This is a genomic window from Opitutia bacterium (assembly GCA_016217545.1).
In the GTDB taxonomy this organism is placed as follows: domain Bacteria; phylum Verrucomicrobiota; class Verrucomicrobiia; order Opitutales; family Opitutaceae; genus Didemnitutus.
In genome coordinates, this window is the sequence record JACRHT010000012.1 from 713331 (window position 1) to 728762 (window position 15432).

The 15432-nt window shown below is 65.9% G+C and carries 16 protein-coding genes; 8 read left to right on the forward strand and 8 right to left on the reverse strand.

Annotated features, from left to right (window positions below):
- Window position 1: 1 nt before the first annotated feature.
- A complete protein-coding gene (locus HZA32_09945; protein MBI5424404.1) occupies window positions 2-1090 on the reverse strand; it encodes a PA0069 family radical SAM protein in 1089 nt (362 codons plus the stop codon).
- Window positions 1091-1201: 111 nt separating this feature from the next.
- On the opposite strand from HZA32_09945, the gene HZA32_09950 reads away from it, so the two are divergent.
- The 6 genes from HZA32_09950 to HZA32_09975 all read left to right on the forward strand — a co-directional run bounded on the left by HZA32_09950 (window position 1202) and on the right by HZA32_09975 (window position 8080).
- Entirely contained in the window at window positions 1202-1858 is a 657-nt protein-coding gene (locus HZA32_09950; GenBank protein ID MBI5424405.1) for a YdcF family protein, read from the forward strand.
- Between the two features lie 72 nt (window positions 1859-1930).
- Window positions 1931-2785 carry a hypothetical protein gene (locus tag HZA32_09955; GenBank protein ID MBI5424406.1) on the forward strand — a complete coding sequence of 285 codons (855 nt, stop codon included), beginning with the start codon at window positions 1931-1933 and terminating at the stop codon, window positions 2783-2785.
- A gap of 65 nt (window positions 2786-2850) precedes the next feature.
- Complete coding sequence (locus HZA32_09960; protein ID MBI5424407.1) at window positions 2851-3627, forward strand: hypothetical protein; 777 nt, start codon at window positions 2851-2853, stop codon at window positions 3625-3627.
- A 3-nt stretch (window positions 3628-3630) separates the two neighbouring features.
- Complete coding sequence (gene prmB / locus HZA32_09965; GenBank protein ID MBI5424408.1) at window positions 3631-4524, forward strand: 50S ribosomal protein L3 N(5)-glutamine methyltransferase; 894 nt, start codon at window positions 3631-3633, stop codon at window positions 4522-4524.
- Complete coding sequence (locus HZA32_09970; protein MBI5424409.1) at window positions 4521-6938, forward strand: hypothetical protein; 2418 nt, start codon at window positions 4521-4523, stop codon at window positions 6936-6938. Before prmB ends, HZA32_09970 begins: the two co-directional genes overlap by 4 nt.
- Window positions 6939-7435: 497 nt before the next feature.
- Window positions 7436-8080: a PEP-CTERM sorting domain-containing protein gene (locus tag HZA32_09975; GenBank protein MBI5424410.1), complete on the forward strand. Its 645-nt coding sequence runs from the start codon at window positions 7436-7438 to the stop codon at window positions 8078-8080.
- A gap of 13 nt (window positions 8081-8093) precedes the next feature.
- On the opposite strand, the gene HZA32_09980 is transcribed toward HZA32_09975, so the two are convergent.
- The 7 genes from HZA32_09980 to HZA32_10010 form a co-directional block, all read right to left on the reverse strand.
- Window positions 8094-8327, reverse strand: a complete 234-nt coding sequence (locus HZA32_09980; protein ID MBI5424411.1) for a hypothetical protein — start codon at window positions 8325-8327, stop codon at window positions 8094-8096.
- Between the two features lie 7 nt (window positions 8328-8334).
- The gene (locus tag HZA32_09985) at window positions 8335-8736 is read right to left on the reverse strand and encodes a rhodanese-like domain-containing protein (protein ID MBI5424412.1); all 402 of its coding nucleotides are present in this window, start codon (window positions 8734-8736) and stop codon (window positions 8335-8337) included.
- A 39-nt stretch (window positions 8737-8775) separates the two neighbouring features.
- Window positions 8776-9435 (reverse strand): DUF3365 domain-containing protein, encoded by a 660-nt coding sequence (locus HZA32_09990; protein MBI5424413.1) that lies wholly within the window; start codon window positions 9433-9435, stop codon window positions 8776-8778.
- 153 nt (window positions 9436-9588) lie between these two features.
- The gene (locus HZA32_09995) at window positions 9589-10086 is read right to left on the reverse strand and encodes a DsrE/DsrF/DrsH-like family protein (protein MBI5424414.1); all 498 of its coding nucleotides are present in this window, start codon (window positions 10084-10086) and stop codon (window positions 9589-9591) included.
- Window positions 10087-10247: 161 nt separating this feature from the next.
- The gene (locus HZA32_10000; GenBank protein MBI5424415.1) at window positions 10248-10565 is read right to left on the reverse strand and encodes a TusE/DsrC/DsvC family sulfur relay protein; all 318 of its coding nucleotides are present in this window, start codon (window positions 10563-10565) and stop codon (window positions 10248-10250) included.
- A gap of 59 nt (window positions 10566-10624) precedes the next feature.
- On the reverse strand, window positions 10625-11863 hold the full coding sequence (locus HZA32_10005; GenBank protein MBI5424416.1) for an NAD(P)/FAD-dependent oxidoreductase: 1239 nt from the start codon (window positions 11861-11863) through the stop codon (window positions 10625-10627).
- Between the two features lie 37 nt (window positions 11864-11900).
- Entirely contained in the window at window positions 11901-13304 is a 1404-nt protein-coding gene (locus HZA32_10010) for an outer membrane protein transport protein (GenBank protein ID MBI5424417.1), read from the reverse strand.
- Between the two features lie 207 nt (window positions 13305-13511).
- Here HZA32_10010 and HZA32_10015 point away from each other — a divergent pair, with 207 nt between their 5' ends.
- Window positions 13512-14780: a Tar ligand binding domain-containing protein gene (locus tag HZA32_10015; protein MBI5424418.1), complete on the forward strand. Its 1269-nt coding sequence runs from the start codon at window positions 13512-13514 to the stop codon at window positions 14778-14780.
- Between the two features lie 16 nt (window positions 14781-14796).
- Window positions 14797-15432, forward strand: coding sequence for a hypothetical protein (locus tag HZA32_10020; GenBank protein ID MBI5424419.1), 636 nt, complete (start codon window positions 14797-14799; stop codon window positions 15430-15432).

Consider the following 15432-nt stretch of genomic DNA (forward strand, 5'->3'; position numbering starts at 1 on the left):
GCTAGAACAGTTCCAGCTGCGTGCCGCCGGGCCGGCGGAAGTGCGCGGTCGAGAGCGCGAACTCCTCGCGGTTCAAGCCGAGGCGACGCGTCGTGACGGCGAACACTTGCCGCAGCTGCTCCGCGAAGATGCCTTCGCCGCGACCGCGCACACCGAAGCGCGCATCGTAGAGCTGGCCGCCGCGCATCTCGCGGACGCGGTCGAGCACGCGCTCCTTTTTGCCCGGCTCGTGCGCGTCGAGCCAGTCGATGAACACGTCCTTCACCGCGTGCGGTAGGCGCAAGGTGATGTAGTTGGCGCGCCGGGCGCCGGCGTCGCGCGCGGCCTCGAGGATGGCGGGCAACTCGTGGTCGGTGAGGCCGGGAATCACCGGGGCGACGTTGACGCCGACCGGCACGCCGGCCTCCGCGAGCAGGCGGATGGCGCGGAGGCGGTGCTCGGGTCGAGCGGCGCGCGGTTCGAGTTTGCCGGCGAGCGCGGCGTCGAGCGTGGTGACGCTCACCGTGGCCGCGACGCAGCTCCAACGGGCGAGCTCAGCGAGCAGGTCGAGGTCGCGCGTGATGAGGAAGTTTTTGGTGATTACGCCGACGGGATTCCGGAATTCCGCGAACACCTCGAGGCAGGCGCGGGTGAGCCGGAAGCGCCGCTCGGCGGGTTGGTAGCAGTCGGTGACGCCGCTGAGCATGACCGGCTGCGGGCGCCATTTCTTCGCGCTCAACTCGCGCCGCAACAGCTCGGGCGCGCGGCGCTTCACCATGATCTTCGTCTCGAAATCCAGCCCGCTGCTGAAGCCGAGGTAGTCGTGGAACGGTCGCGCGAAGCAGTAGGCGCAACCGTGTTCGCAGCCGCGGTAGGGATTCAGGCCGTAGGCCGCACCGACGTCGGGGCTGTCGTTCGGGGCGAGGATGGTCTCGCTCGCGTCGTCGAAGAACTGCGTGCGTGGCTGCGGTCGTTCGATGGGCACGCCGTGGTCGTCGAACTCGGCGAAATCCGGGTCGGCCTCCACCGTGATGGACTCGAAGCGATTCGCCGGATTCACGCGCGCGCCGCGGCCAAGGGGAGCGGGCGACGAGGCGGGCGCGGTGGACATGCGGCGAACGTATGCAAGCAGGTCGCGCCGCCAGCACGAAGTGAGCGCCGCCCGCAAAAACCGCCGTGCGCAGCATTGATGTCGCGCCGCGCGCGCGGTGGAATGGCCGCAATGTCTGCCGCTGCCGATTCCCGCGCCTTCGAGATCGCGTTCGCGTATCTCGCCGCGGCGGACGCGCTGCCGGCCGCGCCGGCGGACGTCGTGTTGGGCCTCGGTCATTTAGACCGCGCGATTCCGCGGGTCTGCGCGGAGCTGGCGCTGGCGGGGCGGGCGCGCTGGATCGTGTTCTCCGGCGGCGTCGGCGCGGGCAGCGGCGATTTCGCCCAAGCGGAGGCGCTCGAGTTTCGCGACGAAGTGCGGCGACACTGGCCGACAGCGGAGGCGCGGATCGTGCTGCTCGAAACGCGTTCGACCAACACGGGCGAGAATCTCGCTTTCACGACTGCCGCGCTCGCCGCGGAGCGGCCGGATTTGCAGCCGGGCGAGGGGTTGCGTTCCGCGATCGTCGTGGCGACGCCCTGCCGCTTGCGGCGGGCGCTGGCGACGGTGCGGCGGCATTGGCCGGCGGTGCAGGTGGCCGGCGCGTGTGCGACGCGGTCGCTGGCGGAAGAGGAGACGCTCTACGCGCGCCACGGCTTGGCGCTGCGCGCGCAGGTCGCGGGCGAGTTCGAGCGATTGGCGACTTACCCTGCGCGCGGTTTCATTGCGCCCGTGGAGATGCCGGCGGACGTCGTCGCGGCGGCGCGCCGGCTCGGGGCCAAGGTTTAGAAAAACGTCGCCCGCGGACGTAAAACCGCCGCAGCATTGAACGAATATCCGCCGTCTGTGTCCTACTGCCGCGTGTCCCATCGTCTCCTTGCCCTGTGCGCCCTGCTGGCTGTGTGCGTCGTGCCGTCGTTCGCGGCCGAGACGCTGGCCGAAAAATCCCTGAAGGAAATCGTCGAGCGGCAGAAGCAGCTCTTCGAACGCGCCGAAAAGGAGGGCGACCAGCTCGACGAGGCGCGCTTCGCCGGCGAGGCGAAAGGCATCGCGAGCAGCTACGACGTGTTCATCCAGAAGAACCCGGATTTCACGCCCGGCTACGTCGCCTACGGCGTGTTTCTCGGCAAGATCGACATGACCAAGGCGGCGGTCGCGATGCTGCTGAAGGCCAACAAGCTCGACCCGAACATCCCGCTGGTGAAAAACCAGCTCGCGAAGCATCTCGCCGAGGACGGCAAGCCCCTCGAGGCGCTGCCGTATCTCACCTCGGCGATCGACCTCGCGCCGAACGAGCCGCTCTACCACTTCCACCTCGGGCAGCTCTTGCTGGCAGCCCGTGACGACTTCCTGCACGAAGGCACCTGGACGCGCGCGGCGCTCGACAAGGCTATGCTCGAGGCGTTCCAGCGCGCGGCGGACCTCGCGCCCGCCGACCTCTCGCTCGCCTACCAGCACGCGAAGGCCTACTACGAAATCGATCCGCCGCGCTGGGACGAGGCGCTGGCGGTTTGGGAAAAACTCGGCGGCCGCGCCACGACCGAATCGATGCGCCAGCTGATAAAGCTCCAGCGCGCCAATGTCCTCGTGAAGCTCGACCGGCGGGATGAGGCCCGCATGTTGCTCGACCAGGTGACGGACCTGAAGCTGACGGACGAAAAGCAGAAGCTCATCGACGCGCTCGCCGCGACCGCTGCGGCCAAACCCGCGAAATAAGCGGCGAGTTTCCATGACGCCGCTCGGCGCTTGCGCGCGGCGGGCCGGACTGGCAAGTCCCACGCATGTCTTTGCTCAATCGCCTCGAACGCACGCTCGGGCGCTTCGCGATTCCCAACCTCTCGCTCTACCTGGTGATCGGCCAGGTCTTCTTCTGGAGCGTCAGCTTTCTCGGGTATTTCGATCTCGAGCGCATCGCCCTGCTGCCGCTCGCGGTGCGCCAGGGAGAGTTCTGGCGGTTGGTGTCGTTCCTGTTTTATCCGCCGAGCTCGCACCCGGTGTTCATCGCGTTTGCGTGGTATCTGTTCTGGATGATGGGCAGCGCGCTCGAGGGCTACTGGGGCGTGTTTCGCTACAACCTCTTCGTGTTCACCGGCTGGGCGCTCACGGCCGGCGTGGCGTTCCTTTTCCCGGGGACGTATGCGATCAACCTCTTCCTGGCCGGCAGCGTGTTCCTCGCGTTCGCGTTCCTGAATCCGGATTTCGAGATGATGCTGTTCTTCATCCTGCCGGTGAAGATCAAGTGGCTCGCCCTGCTGCAATGGCTCTTCTACGGCTACGCGATCATCTTCGGCCCGTGGCCGGTGAAGCTGGCGACGCTCGCCGCGATCGGGAACTTCCTGCTCTTTTTCTCCAGCGACATCGTGCAACGGATCAAAACCGGCCGCCGCCGCATGGAGCATCAGGCCCGCGCCGCCGCCGCGCGGACGGAAGAGCGCGAGCCGCGCCACCGCTGCGTCGTGTGCGGCAAGACCGAGCTCACGCATCCGATGGAGGACTTCCGCTACGGCGACGACGACAAGTGCTACTGCTCGGAGCACCGCGGCGGCAAAAAGAGCTGAACGATGTCCACGCGTCCGCAGACCGTCGGAGAATGGCTCGATTGGGCCGTGCGGCGCTATGACCGGCAAAGCGTCGCGCTCGGCCAGGTCGCGGACAACGCGCACGACGAGGCGCTCTATCTCCTGCTGCACACGCTCGGTTTGCCGCTCGAAAGCCCGCGCAGCGTGCTGCGCCGCAAGGCCACGCCCGAGCAGGCGGCGGCGCTCGCGGAGGTTTTCCGCCGGCGCATCGACGAGCGCACGCCGGCGGCCTACCTTACGCGCGAGGCTTGGTTGGGCGGGCACAAATTTTACGTCGATGAGCGCGTGATCATCCCGCGTTCGTATTTCGTCGAGCTGTTGCCGGAGGCGATTCCGCAATGGCTGCCGGCCAAGAAGCCGGTGAAGCGCGTCGTCGACGTCTGCACCGGCAGCGGTTGTCTCGCGGTGTTGCTCGCGGACCGTTTCCCCGAGGCGAAGGTCGATGCGATCGAACTCTCGCCGGATGCCGCGGCGGTGGCTCGTTTCAATTTCGCGCAAAACGAACTCGGCGCGCGCATCAAGCTGCACCGCTCGGATGTCTTCGATGCGGTGCCGGTCGTGAAATACGACGTCATCCTCTCGAACCCGCCTTACGTGCCGTCGCGCGAGATGAAGGGCTTGCCGGAGGAATTCCGGAAAGAGCCGGCCATGGCGCTCGACGGCGGTGCGGACGGGCTCGACATCGTGCGCAAGCTCCTGCGGCAGGCCCGCGAGCGCCTGCAGCCGCACGGCATCGTGACGCTCGAGGTCGGTCAGGCAAAGGCGGCGCTGGCGGCGAAGCTGGCGGAGCTAGACCCGCATTGGCTGCCGACGCAGGACGGCGAGGATTGCGTCTGCGTGATCACCGCTAAACGATTGTTCGAATGGAAGGAATGAAGGTGACGGAAACGGCGGGACAAAAATACCTGCGTTGGTTTTTGGTGGCAGTCGCGAGCGGCGCGATGGTCTGGCTCTACTTCTGGATTCAGGCACCGGCGATTTCGCAACTGCTCGGCCGGCATAGCGCGAAAACGGCCTACTACAACCGGCTCGTGGACGGATTTCGTTCCGGACATTTGTATCTCGCGGGCGATCCGGCGCCCGAAATGGCGAAGCTGAAGAATCCCTACGACCCGCTGGAAAACGCGCCGTATCGGCTGCACGACGCCACTTACTACAAGGGGAAATACTACCTCTACTTTGGGCCGACACCGGCGCTGGTCCTGTTCTGGCCCTACGTGGCGATCACCGGCGAATACCTTTGGCACCGGCAGGCGGTGGCAGTCTTCGGCTCGGCGGCGTTTCTAATTTCCGTCGGATTGTTGTGCGCGATTCGGCGACGGTATTTCCCGCGGGCGGGAGCGTGGACCATGTTCTTCGCGGTGATCGGGCTGGGGTTTGTGAACACGATCCCGATCGTATTGCGCCGGCCGGATGTGTGGGAAGTGCCGATCACGTGTGCGGCGGTGTTCGTGTTGCTGGCCCTTGTCGCGATCTGGCGGGCGATCCATTGGCCGAGCGACCGCACGGGCTGGACGGTGATCGCGAGCGCATTCTACGGGTTGGCCATTGGCGCGCGGCCGCCGGTGTTGCTCGGTGCGGCGATGCTGCTCGTGCCGGCGCTCTACGCATGGCGACGCGATCGCGCGGACTGGGTGGGGGTGCGGCGACTGGTGCTCGCGGCGGTGCTACCGGTGACGGTGGCGGGGCTCGCGCTGTTGAGCTATAACTGGCTGCGGTTTGAGAACCCGCTCGAGTTTGGACAACGCTATCAACTCGCGGGAGTGGACAATACGCAGGTCACGTTCTTCGGTGGAAATTTCTTCTGGTATCACCTGCGGCTCTACCTCTGGGAGCCGGTGCGCTGGTTTCAGTATTTTCCGTTCGTGCGCGGCATCGAGATCCCGCCGCCGCCGGCGGGACAGCTCGGCGTTGAGAGCATGTTCGGGCTGCTGACAAACACGTCGTTCGTGTGGCTGGCGTTGCTGGCTCCGTGGCTCGGTGACCGGGGCGAGGCGAGGGCGTCGTGGCGCTGGTTTGTCTTCGCGGCGGGCGTGTATTCGGCGATCGCGGGCGCGACGGTCATGATGTTCGGCGGGGCGTGCAATCGCTACTTCGTGGACTTCGTGCCGCCGCTGGTGTTGCTCGCGGCGGCCGGCGCGTTGGCGATCGATCACTCGCTAAGCAGAGCAGCAAGGGCGTGGCGCTGGCTCGGGCGCGCGGTGTGGGTGGCGGCGACGGTGTTTTCGGCGGCATTCATTTTCTTCTCCAGTTGCGAGCACCTCGGGCTGCTGCGGTTGCGCGATCCCCTATCGTATGAGAGCTTGGCGAGGTTCTTCAATTGGCCGGTGGCAGCCGTCGAGACGTTGCGCGGGGTGCGCTCCGGGCCGCTGGAACTGACGGTGAAGCTACCGCCGTTTACCACGCGGCGTGCGGAGCCGTATCTCGTCACGGGCACGCCGAACGAAGCGGATTACCTCTGGATCGAATACGTGAGCCCGGACACCGTGCGTTTCGGAATCGAGCACACCAACTACGGCGGCCCGATCAGCGAGATGATCAAGGTCGACTACGCGCGCGAGCACACGATCACGCTGCAGTTCCGCTCGCTCTATCCGCCGGCGGAGCACGCCTATTGGGAATCGGCCGAGGGAGCGGCGCTGCTGGCGTCGCGTGACGAGCTCCGGTTGATGTTCGATGATCGCGAAGTGCTGCGCGGCAAGGTCGCTGGCTACGACGCAGCTCCGCAGACACGTTTCATCGGTTACAGTCCCTATGTGCAGGCGTTTGGCAGCCGGTTCACGGGGGAGATACTGCGGCAGCGCACGCTTTCGGCGCCCACACCGGAGCAGGCCCGTGCACCCGGGCCAGTGGCGTTCAAGTTCTGGATGCCGACCGGTGTGCCGCCGAATTGGACCGAACCCCTTGTGCAGACCGGTGAAACGGGAAAGGCGGATACGGTTTGGATTCGCTACGTCGACGATCGCCACGTCACGTTCGGCTTGGACCACTGGGGCTACGGAGGACCGGAGACGCCGCCGATCGAAGTGGATTTCGCGCAGGTGCACCGCTTCGAGATTCGCATGGGTTCGCTTTACCCGGAGGAGCTAAAGCTCCCGGCCAACGACGCGCGACGTCGCCGGCTTGAAGTGAAATTCAACGGTGTGGTCGTGCTTGAAAGAGTGCAGGATTTTCACCCCGCACAGGCCAACCAGGTGTTTTTCGGTCGTAATCCCGCAGGTGCGTCGACGACACAGGCGCGCACCTCCGGCCGCTTGGCCGAACTCTGGCGTTTGGGCGCGCAAGATTAGACGACGGATCGTCGGGCACGCCTCGCGCAGTGCGGTGGCGCGTGGTGTGACCGAGCGTGCCCTGGCACGTGGCAGAAGGGCGTCAGGTTGTCGTTTTTCGACGACAAAAGCGGGTTTCATTTTGACCGCGGTTTCGTGAGGTCTATCTGGCGAAGCACACACACGCAATGAACAGCCGATTCTTCACTCCGTTCCTGGCGCTGGCGGGCAGCGCCCTTCTCGCGATCTCTGCCCAAGCGCAGCTCACGTTCTCGTTTGATTTCCAAAATCCCGGAGTGGGTTTCAACGACCCCACTTCCGGCGCCGCGCGGCAGGCCGCGTTGCAGGATGCGGCGAACACGCTGGCGTCCTATTTCGCCGTTTCCGGTCCGGTGAACCTGACTTTCACCGTGAACTCGGAGAACAGCAGCGGTTCGAACACGCTGGCGAGCGCGGGCAGCGTGTTGGTTTCGGATGGCGCGGGATTTTTCCGCACCGTGGTGCAGAACAAGATCATCATGGGCTCGGACGCCAACGGCACGTCGGCGGACGGCACCATCAACTGGAACTGGGCCCACTCCTGGAACATCTCCGGCACCGTCGGCGGCTCCGAATACGATTTCAAGAGCACCGCGATGCACGAGTTGCTGCACTCCTTCGGCATCCTGAGCTACGTCGGCGCCTCCGGCACGAATACCGGCACCAACTGGACGACGTTCGACCAGTTCCTCACGACCAACGCCGGCGCGGGCAGCCCGTTGATCAACCAAACCACGTTCGCGTGGATCGGGCCTGATTCCGTGCTCACCGGCGGCGGCACGCCTCCGAGCTACGCGGCCAACGGCATGTTCTTCAGCGGATCCAACGCGATGGCGGCCAACTCGAACAATCCTGTTCCGATCTACTCGCCGAGCACGTGGGAAGGCGGCAGCAGCGGCAGCCACACGGCGGACAACTATTTCACCGGTTCGAATCAGCTGATGATGAATGCCGCCACGAGCTTCGGGCCTGGCATTCGCACCCTCAGCGCCATCGAGATGGGCATGCTCACCGACATGGGCTACACGCTGACTGCGGTGCCGGAGCCTTCCACTTACGCTTTGATCCTCGGCCTCGGCGCTCTTGGCGCGCTGGTGGTGCGCCGCCAGCGTCGCGGTTGTTGAACCCGTCGGAGGCTCACGCCCAGGAAGGCGGAAGAGCAACGGAGCCGCGTTCGCCCGGCGCGTAGCGTTCGCACGGGCGGCCGGGGTGGACGAGGCGCGTGGCACGGGCGGGATGCGTGCACCAGAGCCACTCTTCGGCAAACGGATCGGTGCGGATCGTCCGTGCGAACCGGCAATCGCTCCCGCAGGGCTGACCGTCGTCGGGCGGCAGCGCGGCGGCTTCGGGCTCCGCGAAAAACTCGCTCACGCGCACCTCATTTCTTGGTCTCGAGCTGGCGCACCGGCAGGCCGGCGTCGATCCACTCCTTCAGGCCGCCGGCGTTGGCGACCTGGTAGCCTTTTTCCGCGAGGGCCGCGCCGATGTTGCCGGCGCGTTTGCCGGAGCGGCAGTAGAGGATGAGCGTCTTGTCCTTCGCGGCTTTGGCGAGGAAGGGCTTCCACTCGAACTGCGCGTTCTCGAAATCGCTCTGCGGCAGCAGCACGGCGGGCGCGGCAACGCCGGTCTGGAACCACTCGGCCGGCTCGCGGACGTCGACGAGCGTGGCTTTGCCGTCGGCGACGAGTTTCGCGGCCTCGGCGGGAGTGATGCGGGCGACTTCGGCGCCGCAGAGGGTCAGGGCGCCGAGCAGGAAGAGGGCAGCGAGGGACTTGAGCATGCCCTCAGCTTGCGCGGATTCGCGCGCGGGGCAAGAGGCTCAGTCTGTCTTCGGCGGCGTGGGCGTGGCGGCGGGTGGCGGGTTTTCGTAGGAGACGCGGATGAGGCCGCGCCATTCCCAGGCTTGGTAGCCGGTCGCTTTGTCCTCCGGGTAAAGCCGCTCGAGCATGTGTTGCACCTGGGGCTGCAGCGACTCGGTGGAGCCGTGGCAGAGCAGGCATTTCGGATTCACGGCGATGGGGCGGTAGACGCGCCACTCGAGCGGTGCGCCGGGCTTATCCACTTTTTGCACGATCAGCTTCGGCGGCGATTCGCCGGATTGCATGGCGATGCGCACAAGGTCGAGGGCGGCGAAGTCGGCCGGGTCGGGCGTGTTCTTCGGGTCGCGCACGCGGAAGCTCGTCATCTTGATCGCGGTGACGACGGGTTTGCCGGCGACGGGTTTCGGCGGCGCGAGCGTCTTGAGGTGCAGCAGCTCGATGGCTTCATCAAGGCCCTTCGACGCCAGCGTGCGCTCGACTTCCATCATCAGCGATCCGCCAACGCGATCGATGAGACGTTCGCCCGACTGGCTGATGGCGGCGGCTTCGGGATCGCTGTCGGCCGCCCACGAGAATTTCATTTCGGGTTTCGCGGGTTCTTGCGCGGATAACAGCGCGCACAGGCCGACGAGCACCGCGGGGTAGGGGTAGTGCTTCATGGGGAAAGTATACACCCGGCGCGGCACTTTGCCTACGGGGCCAAGAAAGCGCAACGGATGCGCAGAGTGAAAACGGTAAGGCCCCGCCGACGGGAGTCGACGGGGCCCGCCATGTGGGCGCGGCGCGTGAACGCCGCGCCTACCCACCTGCGCTCAGGTGAAGATGATCTGGCCGCCCGCGGCCAATTCGTAGAAATCGCCGACGGTGAGAACTTTTTCCATGTGCGGCACGAAGTCGTCGTTCGTGAGGTGGAACATGTCGACCGTGGCCTTGCAGGCGTAGAGGTGGCCGCCGGCGTCGGAGATCATTTGCGTGAACTCGCTGACGGGCGGGATATCGAGCGCCTCCATTTCCTTCTGCATCATTTTCGTCGCGAAGGCGGACATGCCGGGGACGGCGCCGAGAATGGTGGGCAAAGGAAAACCTTTCGCGTCGGGGATGCGCATCGCGGGGTTGCCGACAGTGGAGATCTTGAGCGTGTCCTGGTATTTTTTCAGGACAGCGTAGAGGCCGAAGAAGGTGAAGAAGAGGTTGGCCTCGATGCCCTCCATGCGGGCGCCGTTGGCCATGATGAGGCCGGGATAAACGCCGTCGAGCGAGCCGCGCGAGACGATGATCGAGACCTTTTTGATTTTTTCGGGTGAGGACATGGGGATGGGAAGCTGAGAGCTGAGAGTCTAGAGCTGAGAGCGGGGGATAGGGCGGAGTGAATCGTTCTCGTTCTCTTACTCGTTCTCATTCTCCCGGAGATCGGCGGTGCGCTTCGAGGCGGGGAGAACGAGAAAGAGAACGAGGAACGAGAGCGAATCGCTCAGATGCAGCCGTGGGGCTTTTTGATGCCGGCGATCTTCGCGGCCTTCTTGGCGGGGCCGCCGGGGAAGAGCTCGTAGAGCTCCTTCGTTGGCACGCCGCTTTCCTTGGTGAGCTTGCGCATCGAGGGACCGTCGCCCTTCGTCTCGAATTCCTTGCGCATGTAATTCAGCACGACGAAGTGCCGTTCGGTGAGGGCGGCGATGCCTTCCTCGGTGGCGAGGGCTTGGGCGATGGTGGCGTCCCAGTCCTTGTAGTTGATCATGAAACCCTCGGCGTCGAAGTCGATGGGCTTGTTGTTGATGGTGCGGATGGCCATGGCGGGTGGTGTGGTTGAAAATTGAGTGATGAGAGTTGAGAGACGAAGAGGAGCGCGGCTCACGCGGCGGTGGTTTTCTTGCCGCTCATGCTGAAGGCGTGGCCGACGGGCATGGGGCGCGCGGGGAGGAGCATGTTCCAATAGACCCAGCGGAACATGAGTTTCCCGAAGTGATTCAGGCGCGTCTCCTTGAGCAGCGACATCGGGCCAACGTGCGGGAGCGGGTAGTGGCCGGGCAGCGGCTCGACGTCGTAGCTGAAGTCGATGAGCAGCGCCTTGCCGTCGCCGGACTCGATGAAGCAGTTGGCGTGGCCGTCGAACTTCGCCTCGGGCGCGTTGCCGGCCACGACGCTGAGGATGTTTTCCATCAGCACGTCGGCTTGGAAGTGCGCGACCGAACCGGCTTTCGAGGAGGGCAGGTCGGTGGCATCGCCGAGAGCGAAGATGTTGGGCGCGACCTTGGAGACGAGCGTGTGCTTGTCGGTCGGGACGTAGTTGAGCTCGTCGCCGATGCCGGAAGCACCGATGACGGGATCGCCCATGTTGGTGGGCACCGTCACGAGCAGGTCGTAGGCGACCTCGCGCTCGTCCCAGGAGTGGATCTTCTTCGCCTCCTGATCGACGCGACCGAGGGCGAAGTCGGCGGTGAGGTGGATGCGACGTTTGTCCAGGAAGTCGCCGAGCAGTTCCGCGGCCTTCGGCTTGGTGAACGCGGCCGGGAGCGGCGTGACGTAGTCGATCTCGACTTTGTCGCGCATGCCTTTGGCGCGGAAATACGAGTCGGCGAGGAAGGCGAACTCGAGCGGCGCGACGGGGCACTTGATCGGCATCTCGGCGATGTTCACGACGAGGCGGCCGCCCTTGAACTGGTCGAGCTGGCGTTGGAGCGCGGTGCAGCCTTCGAGCGTGTAGAACTCGCCGACGGACTTGTGCCACTCGTCGCCCAGCATGCCCTCGTTCTGCGCGGGCACGGGCTGGGTGCCGGTGGCGATGATGAGGAAGTCGTAGGCGAGCACGTGGCCGCCCTTGAGGTGCACGCGGTTGTGGTCGGGTTCGATGCGCTCGATGAGCGCTTCGACGAAATCCACGCGCGGGTGCAGCGTCTTGCGGCGGGATTTGACGAGGTCCTGCGGTTCGTAGCCGTGGAACGGCACGAAGAGGAAGCCGGGTTGGTAAGGGTGGTCGTTGTCGCGATCGACCACGGTGATGCGCCACCCGGAGGAGGGCAGCGCGCGGGCCAGTTTGTTGGCCATGATGGTGCCAGCGGTGCCGGCGCCGAGGATCACGAAGTTTTTCATGGCGGGTTTTTCGTTGAGCGCGGGTGGGGAGGCGGCGTCAGAAGCGGTAGCTATACATCAGCTGGGCGTTGTTCTGCCCGTGCGTGATGTGGATGCCGTAGCCGTTGGTCTTGCCGACCTCGAAGCCGTGGGTGAACGAGAAGTCGAGGCTGGAGCGCTCGTCGAACTTCCAGCCGAAGCCGACCATCAGGTGGCGTTCGATCGTGGCCGGGAAGAGGCAGTTCAGGAACTTGTCCGGGATCGGGTCGCTCGAGGCCGCGCCGCCGAAGCGGAGCGTGAGCTTGTCGGTCGCCTGGTAGGCGGCGCCGAGCTGCGCGACGAGCTGGTCGTCCCAGTTCTGGAAGAGCACGGCGCTGAGCTGCTGGCCGGCGAAGTTGCCGTTGCTGGCGGCGGACGACGCGGTGAAGGTCATCGCGAACTGGTTCATGACGCTCGCCCAGTAGATTTGGCGGAGGTCGGCGGCGATGAGCCAGCGCTCGTTCGGGCGGTAGGCGAGGCCGGCGCCGAGCATGGCGGGCCACTCGAAATTGTTCACCTTCATCTCGCCGTTGAGCGTCTGCGCCATGCGGCCCATGCCGGGGACGTTGAGCTGGAAGCTCATCGCGGCGCGGCTCGTCTTGAGGTCGCTGAGCGAAGACTTGGTGTGGTAGGTGAGGCCGAGGGTGAGTTGCGGGGAGGCTTGGTAAAGGACGCCGATCTTGCCGGCGTAGCCGTAGCCCTTGGCCTCGCCGGTCATCGCGTTGCCGTTGGAGAAGTTGAAATACGCGTAGTCGACGTTCGTGCCGGCGGGCAGCGTGGCCATCATGCCGCTGAAGCTCTGGACGATCGTGCCGGAGGCGCGGCCGAATTGCTGGCTGGTTGGCATCACGAGGTCGAAGAACTGCGTGCCGCTCATGGCCATCTTGAGGTCCATGCCGGCCCACAGGAAATCGGCGGTGGCGGCGACGTGGAGGCGGTCGTTCACCTTCCAGACGATCGGGGCGATGACGCGGCCGACGGAGACCTCGGTGCGATTCTCGAGGCCGAAGCCGAGGCCGCGCCAGGAATTCGCGTCGTATTGGCAGCCCATGCCGCCCTGGCCGAAGATGCCGAGGCCATAAGTGAGGTCGCCCGAGCGCCGCGCGTAGCCGAAGGCCGGCATGTAGAACGCCGTGAGCTCCGAATCAGCCTTCGCTCCGGCGGGGTTGGTCGCCGTGATGTCAGGCCCGAGGATGCCGATGGCGACATCGAGGCGGGCGCGCTCAGCCATGAGGCCGAGCGTGGCCGGGTTGTTGATGACGGCGGCGGTGCCGTTGTCGAAGGCCATGGAGGTGCCGCCCATCGCCGTGGCGATGGGGCCGTAGCCTTCCATGTTCATGCCGTTGGTCGCGACCAGCGGGCTCGTGAGACCGACCGCCGCGAGCGTGGCCGCGAGGGGGAGAAGGGAGCGCAGGGTTTTCATGGGCGGATGCCGTTTGGGGGGATTTGATCCGGCCTCCATTGTCGCACGAACCCCGCTCATCCGCTGCGCGCCCATTGGCAAAAGTGATGGCGTGAGCAAGTATATGCGCAAATGCTCAAATAGATAAGCACGGCTTGGGGGTGTTCTCCACCGTTCCGGCTCAAGTGAGGGTCCCGGTGTTCCGATGTAAGGGGAGGTCGTCACCTCATGAGAAACCTCAGTCTCCGTCTCCAGCTGTTGCTGGCTTTCGGCGTCATCGCGTCCATCGCGCTCGTCGTCGCCGGCATTGGCTACCTTGCCACCCACCGCGTCAGCGGTTACGTCAACCACATCGGAGAGCACACGATGCCCGCCATGGAGGGGCTGCTCGAATCCCGGTTCGAGCTCGAGAGCGTGCGGGTGGCCCAGCGCACGCTGCTGTCGCCCAATCTCAAGCCCGACGATCGGGCCCGACAGTTTACCAACGCCCAGGAGGCGCTGGAGCGCTACCGAAAGGAGTTCGCCGTCTACAGCGCGGAGGCGAAGAGCGGACCGCACGCCGGCGAGATCGCGCAGCTTGAGCGCCAGGTCGCCGACTGGCAGGAGGCGAACGACAAATTTTTCGCGACCGTGCACGCCCTCGAGCGCATGGACGTCACCAATCCCGTGGCACTCGAGGCGCAGCAGGAGGGCTTCCGGGGCGACCACCATCAGGCCATTGCGCGCGCGGCGACGCACATTTTCGGGGCGCAGGCCTACACCGGCGGCACTGATGCCACCGCCTGCCGCTACGGCAAATGGCTCTCCAGTTACCGCACCGCCAATCCCGCGATCAGCGGCCTCATGGAAAAATCCCGCGGGCCGCACGCGCGTTTCCACGCGGCCATCGCCGCCATCCAGGCCAAGCTCTCCGCCGGCGAAACCGCGGAGGCGCAGAAAATCTACACCGAGAACCTCGTGCCTGCGGCCGACGAGACCATCGGCATGTTCGGCGCGCTCCTGGCCGAAACCGCCAAGGCCCGCGACATTTACGACCAGCTCGACCACATCACGATGACCGAAGTGCGCGAAAAGCAGAAGATCGTGCAGGCGTCCTACTCGGCGCTGGTTGCCGCCTCGCGAACGGAGGCGGATCGCGCGGTCGATACGGCGCAGGCGGACGCCCGTTCCTCCGGACGCGGGGTGGCGATCGCCACGCTCGCCGGCGTCGTGCTCGCGCTTGTGCTCGGGTTCGGCCTCGCCTTTTCGCTGTCGAACCGCATCGGCGCCGTCAGCGCCACGCTCGATGCCGGTGCGGACCAGACCGCCGCGGCGGCCACACAGATTGCCGGCGCGAGTTCCAGCCTGGCCGAAGGTGCAAGCCGGCAGGCCGCGGCCCTCGAGGAAACCTCCGCCACGCTCGCGGAGATTTCGAGCATGACCAAGCGCGCCGCCGATCACGCCCGCGAAGCGAAATCCATCGCCCGCGACGCGCGCGGCGCGGCCGAAACCAGCTGAGAGCGACGTCGCGCAGATGAGCAAGGCGATGGAGGACATCGGCCGCGCCACCCGCGAGGTCGAGGCCATCGTCAAGACCATCGACGAGATCGCCTTTCAAACGAACATCCTCGCGCTCAACGCCTCCGTCGAGGCCGCGCGCGCGGGCGAAGCCGGCGCCGGTTTCGCCGTCGTCGCCGGCGAGGTGCGCACGCTCGCCCAACGCGCCGCCGATGCCGCGAAGGACACCGCGCAGCGCATCACCGCCGCCAGCACCGCGAGCAATTCCGGCCGCGAATACGTCGGCCGGGTGCAGGGCCGCCTGACGGAGATCCTCGCGAAGACCCGTCAGGTCGACGAGGCGATGGAAGCGATCGTCGTGGCCGCCCGCGAGCAGGACACCGGCCTCAGCCAGGTAAACACCGCGATGGCCGAGATGGACAAACTCACCCAGGAAAACGCCGCGTCGGCGGAGGAATCCGCGTCGGCCTCCGAGGAATTGCACGCCCAAACCGAGGAGTTGCGCGCGGCGATGAGCCGGTTGCACGCCATCGTTCGTGGCGTGCGTGCGGCGCAGACGGAGGACGCCGCGCACGCGGGCGCCGTGGCGGTGCCCTCGGTCAAGTCGCCCGTCCGCGAACCCGCGCGCGCCGCCGCCGTGGCCGCTCGCTAA

What these genes read in the sequence shown, in the direction of transcription:
- HZA32_09985 (MBI5424412.1), bottom strand. Translation starts at nt 8,736, where the DNA reads ATGCTCAAGTCCCTCGCTGCCCTCTTCCTGCTCGGCGCCCTGACCCTC.
- HZA32_10005 (MBI5424416.1), bottom strand. Translation starts at nt 11,863, where the DNA reads ATGAAAAACTTCGTGATCCTCGGCGCCGGCACCGCTGGCACCATCATG.
- HZA32_10010 (MBI5424417.1), bottom strand. Translation starts at nt 13,304, where the DNA reads ATGAAAACCCTGCGCTCCCTTCTCCCCCTCGCGGCCACGCTCGCGGCG.
- HZA32_09945 (MBI5424404.1), bottom strand. Translation starts at nt 1,090, where the DNA reads ATGTCCACCGCGCCCGCCTCGTCGCCCGCTCCCCTTGGCCGCGGCGCG.
- HZA32_09990 (MBI5424413.1), bottom strand. Translation starts at nt 9,435, where the DNA reads ATGAAGCACTACCCCTACCCCGCGGTGCTCGTCGGCCTGTGCGCGCTG.
- HZA32_09975 (MBI5424410.1), top strand. Translation starts at nt 7,436, where the DNA reads ATGGGCTCGGACGCCAACGGCACGTCGGCGGACGGCACCATCAACTGG.
- HZA32_10020 (MBI5424419.1), top strand. Translation starts at nt 14,797, where the DNA reads ATGAGCAAGGCGATGGAGGACATCGGCCGCGCCACCCGCGAGGTCGAG.
- HZA32_09950 (MBI5424405.1), top strand. Translation starts at nt 1,202, where the DNA reads ATGTCTGCCGCTGCCGATTCCCGCGCCTTCGAGATCGCGTTCGCGTAT.
- HZA32_10015 (MBI5424418.1), top strand. Translation starts at nt 13,512, where the DNA reads ATGAGAAACCTCAGTCTCCGTCTCCAGCTGTTGCTGGCTTTCGGCGTC.
- HZA32_09970 (MBI5424409.1), top strand. Translation starts at nt 4,521, where the DNA reads ATGAAGGTGACGGAAACGGCGGGACAAAAATACCTGCGTTGGTTTTTG.
- HZA32_09995 (MBI5424414.1), bottom strand. Translation starts at nt 10,086, where the DNA reads ATGTCCTCACCCGAAAAAATCAAAAAGGTCTCGATCATCGTCTCGCGC.
- HZA32_10000 (MBI5424415.1), bottom strand. Translation starts at nt 10,565, where the DNA reads ATGGCCATCCGCACCATCAACAACAAGCCCATCGACTTCGACGCCGAG.
- prmB (MBI5424408.1), top strand. Translation starts at nt 3,631, where the DNA reads ATGTCCACGCGTCCGCAGACCGTCGGAGAATGGCTCGATTGGGCCGTG.
- HZA32_09960 (MBI5424407.1), top strand. Translation starts at nt 2,851, where the DNA reads ATGTCTTTGCTCAATCGCCTCGAACGCACGCTCGGGCGCTTCGCGATT.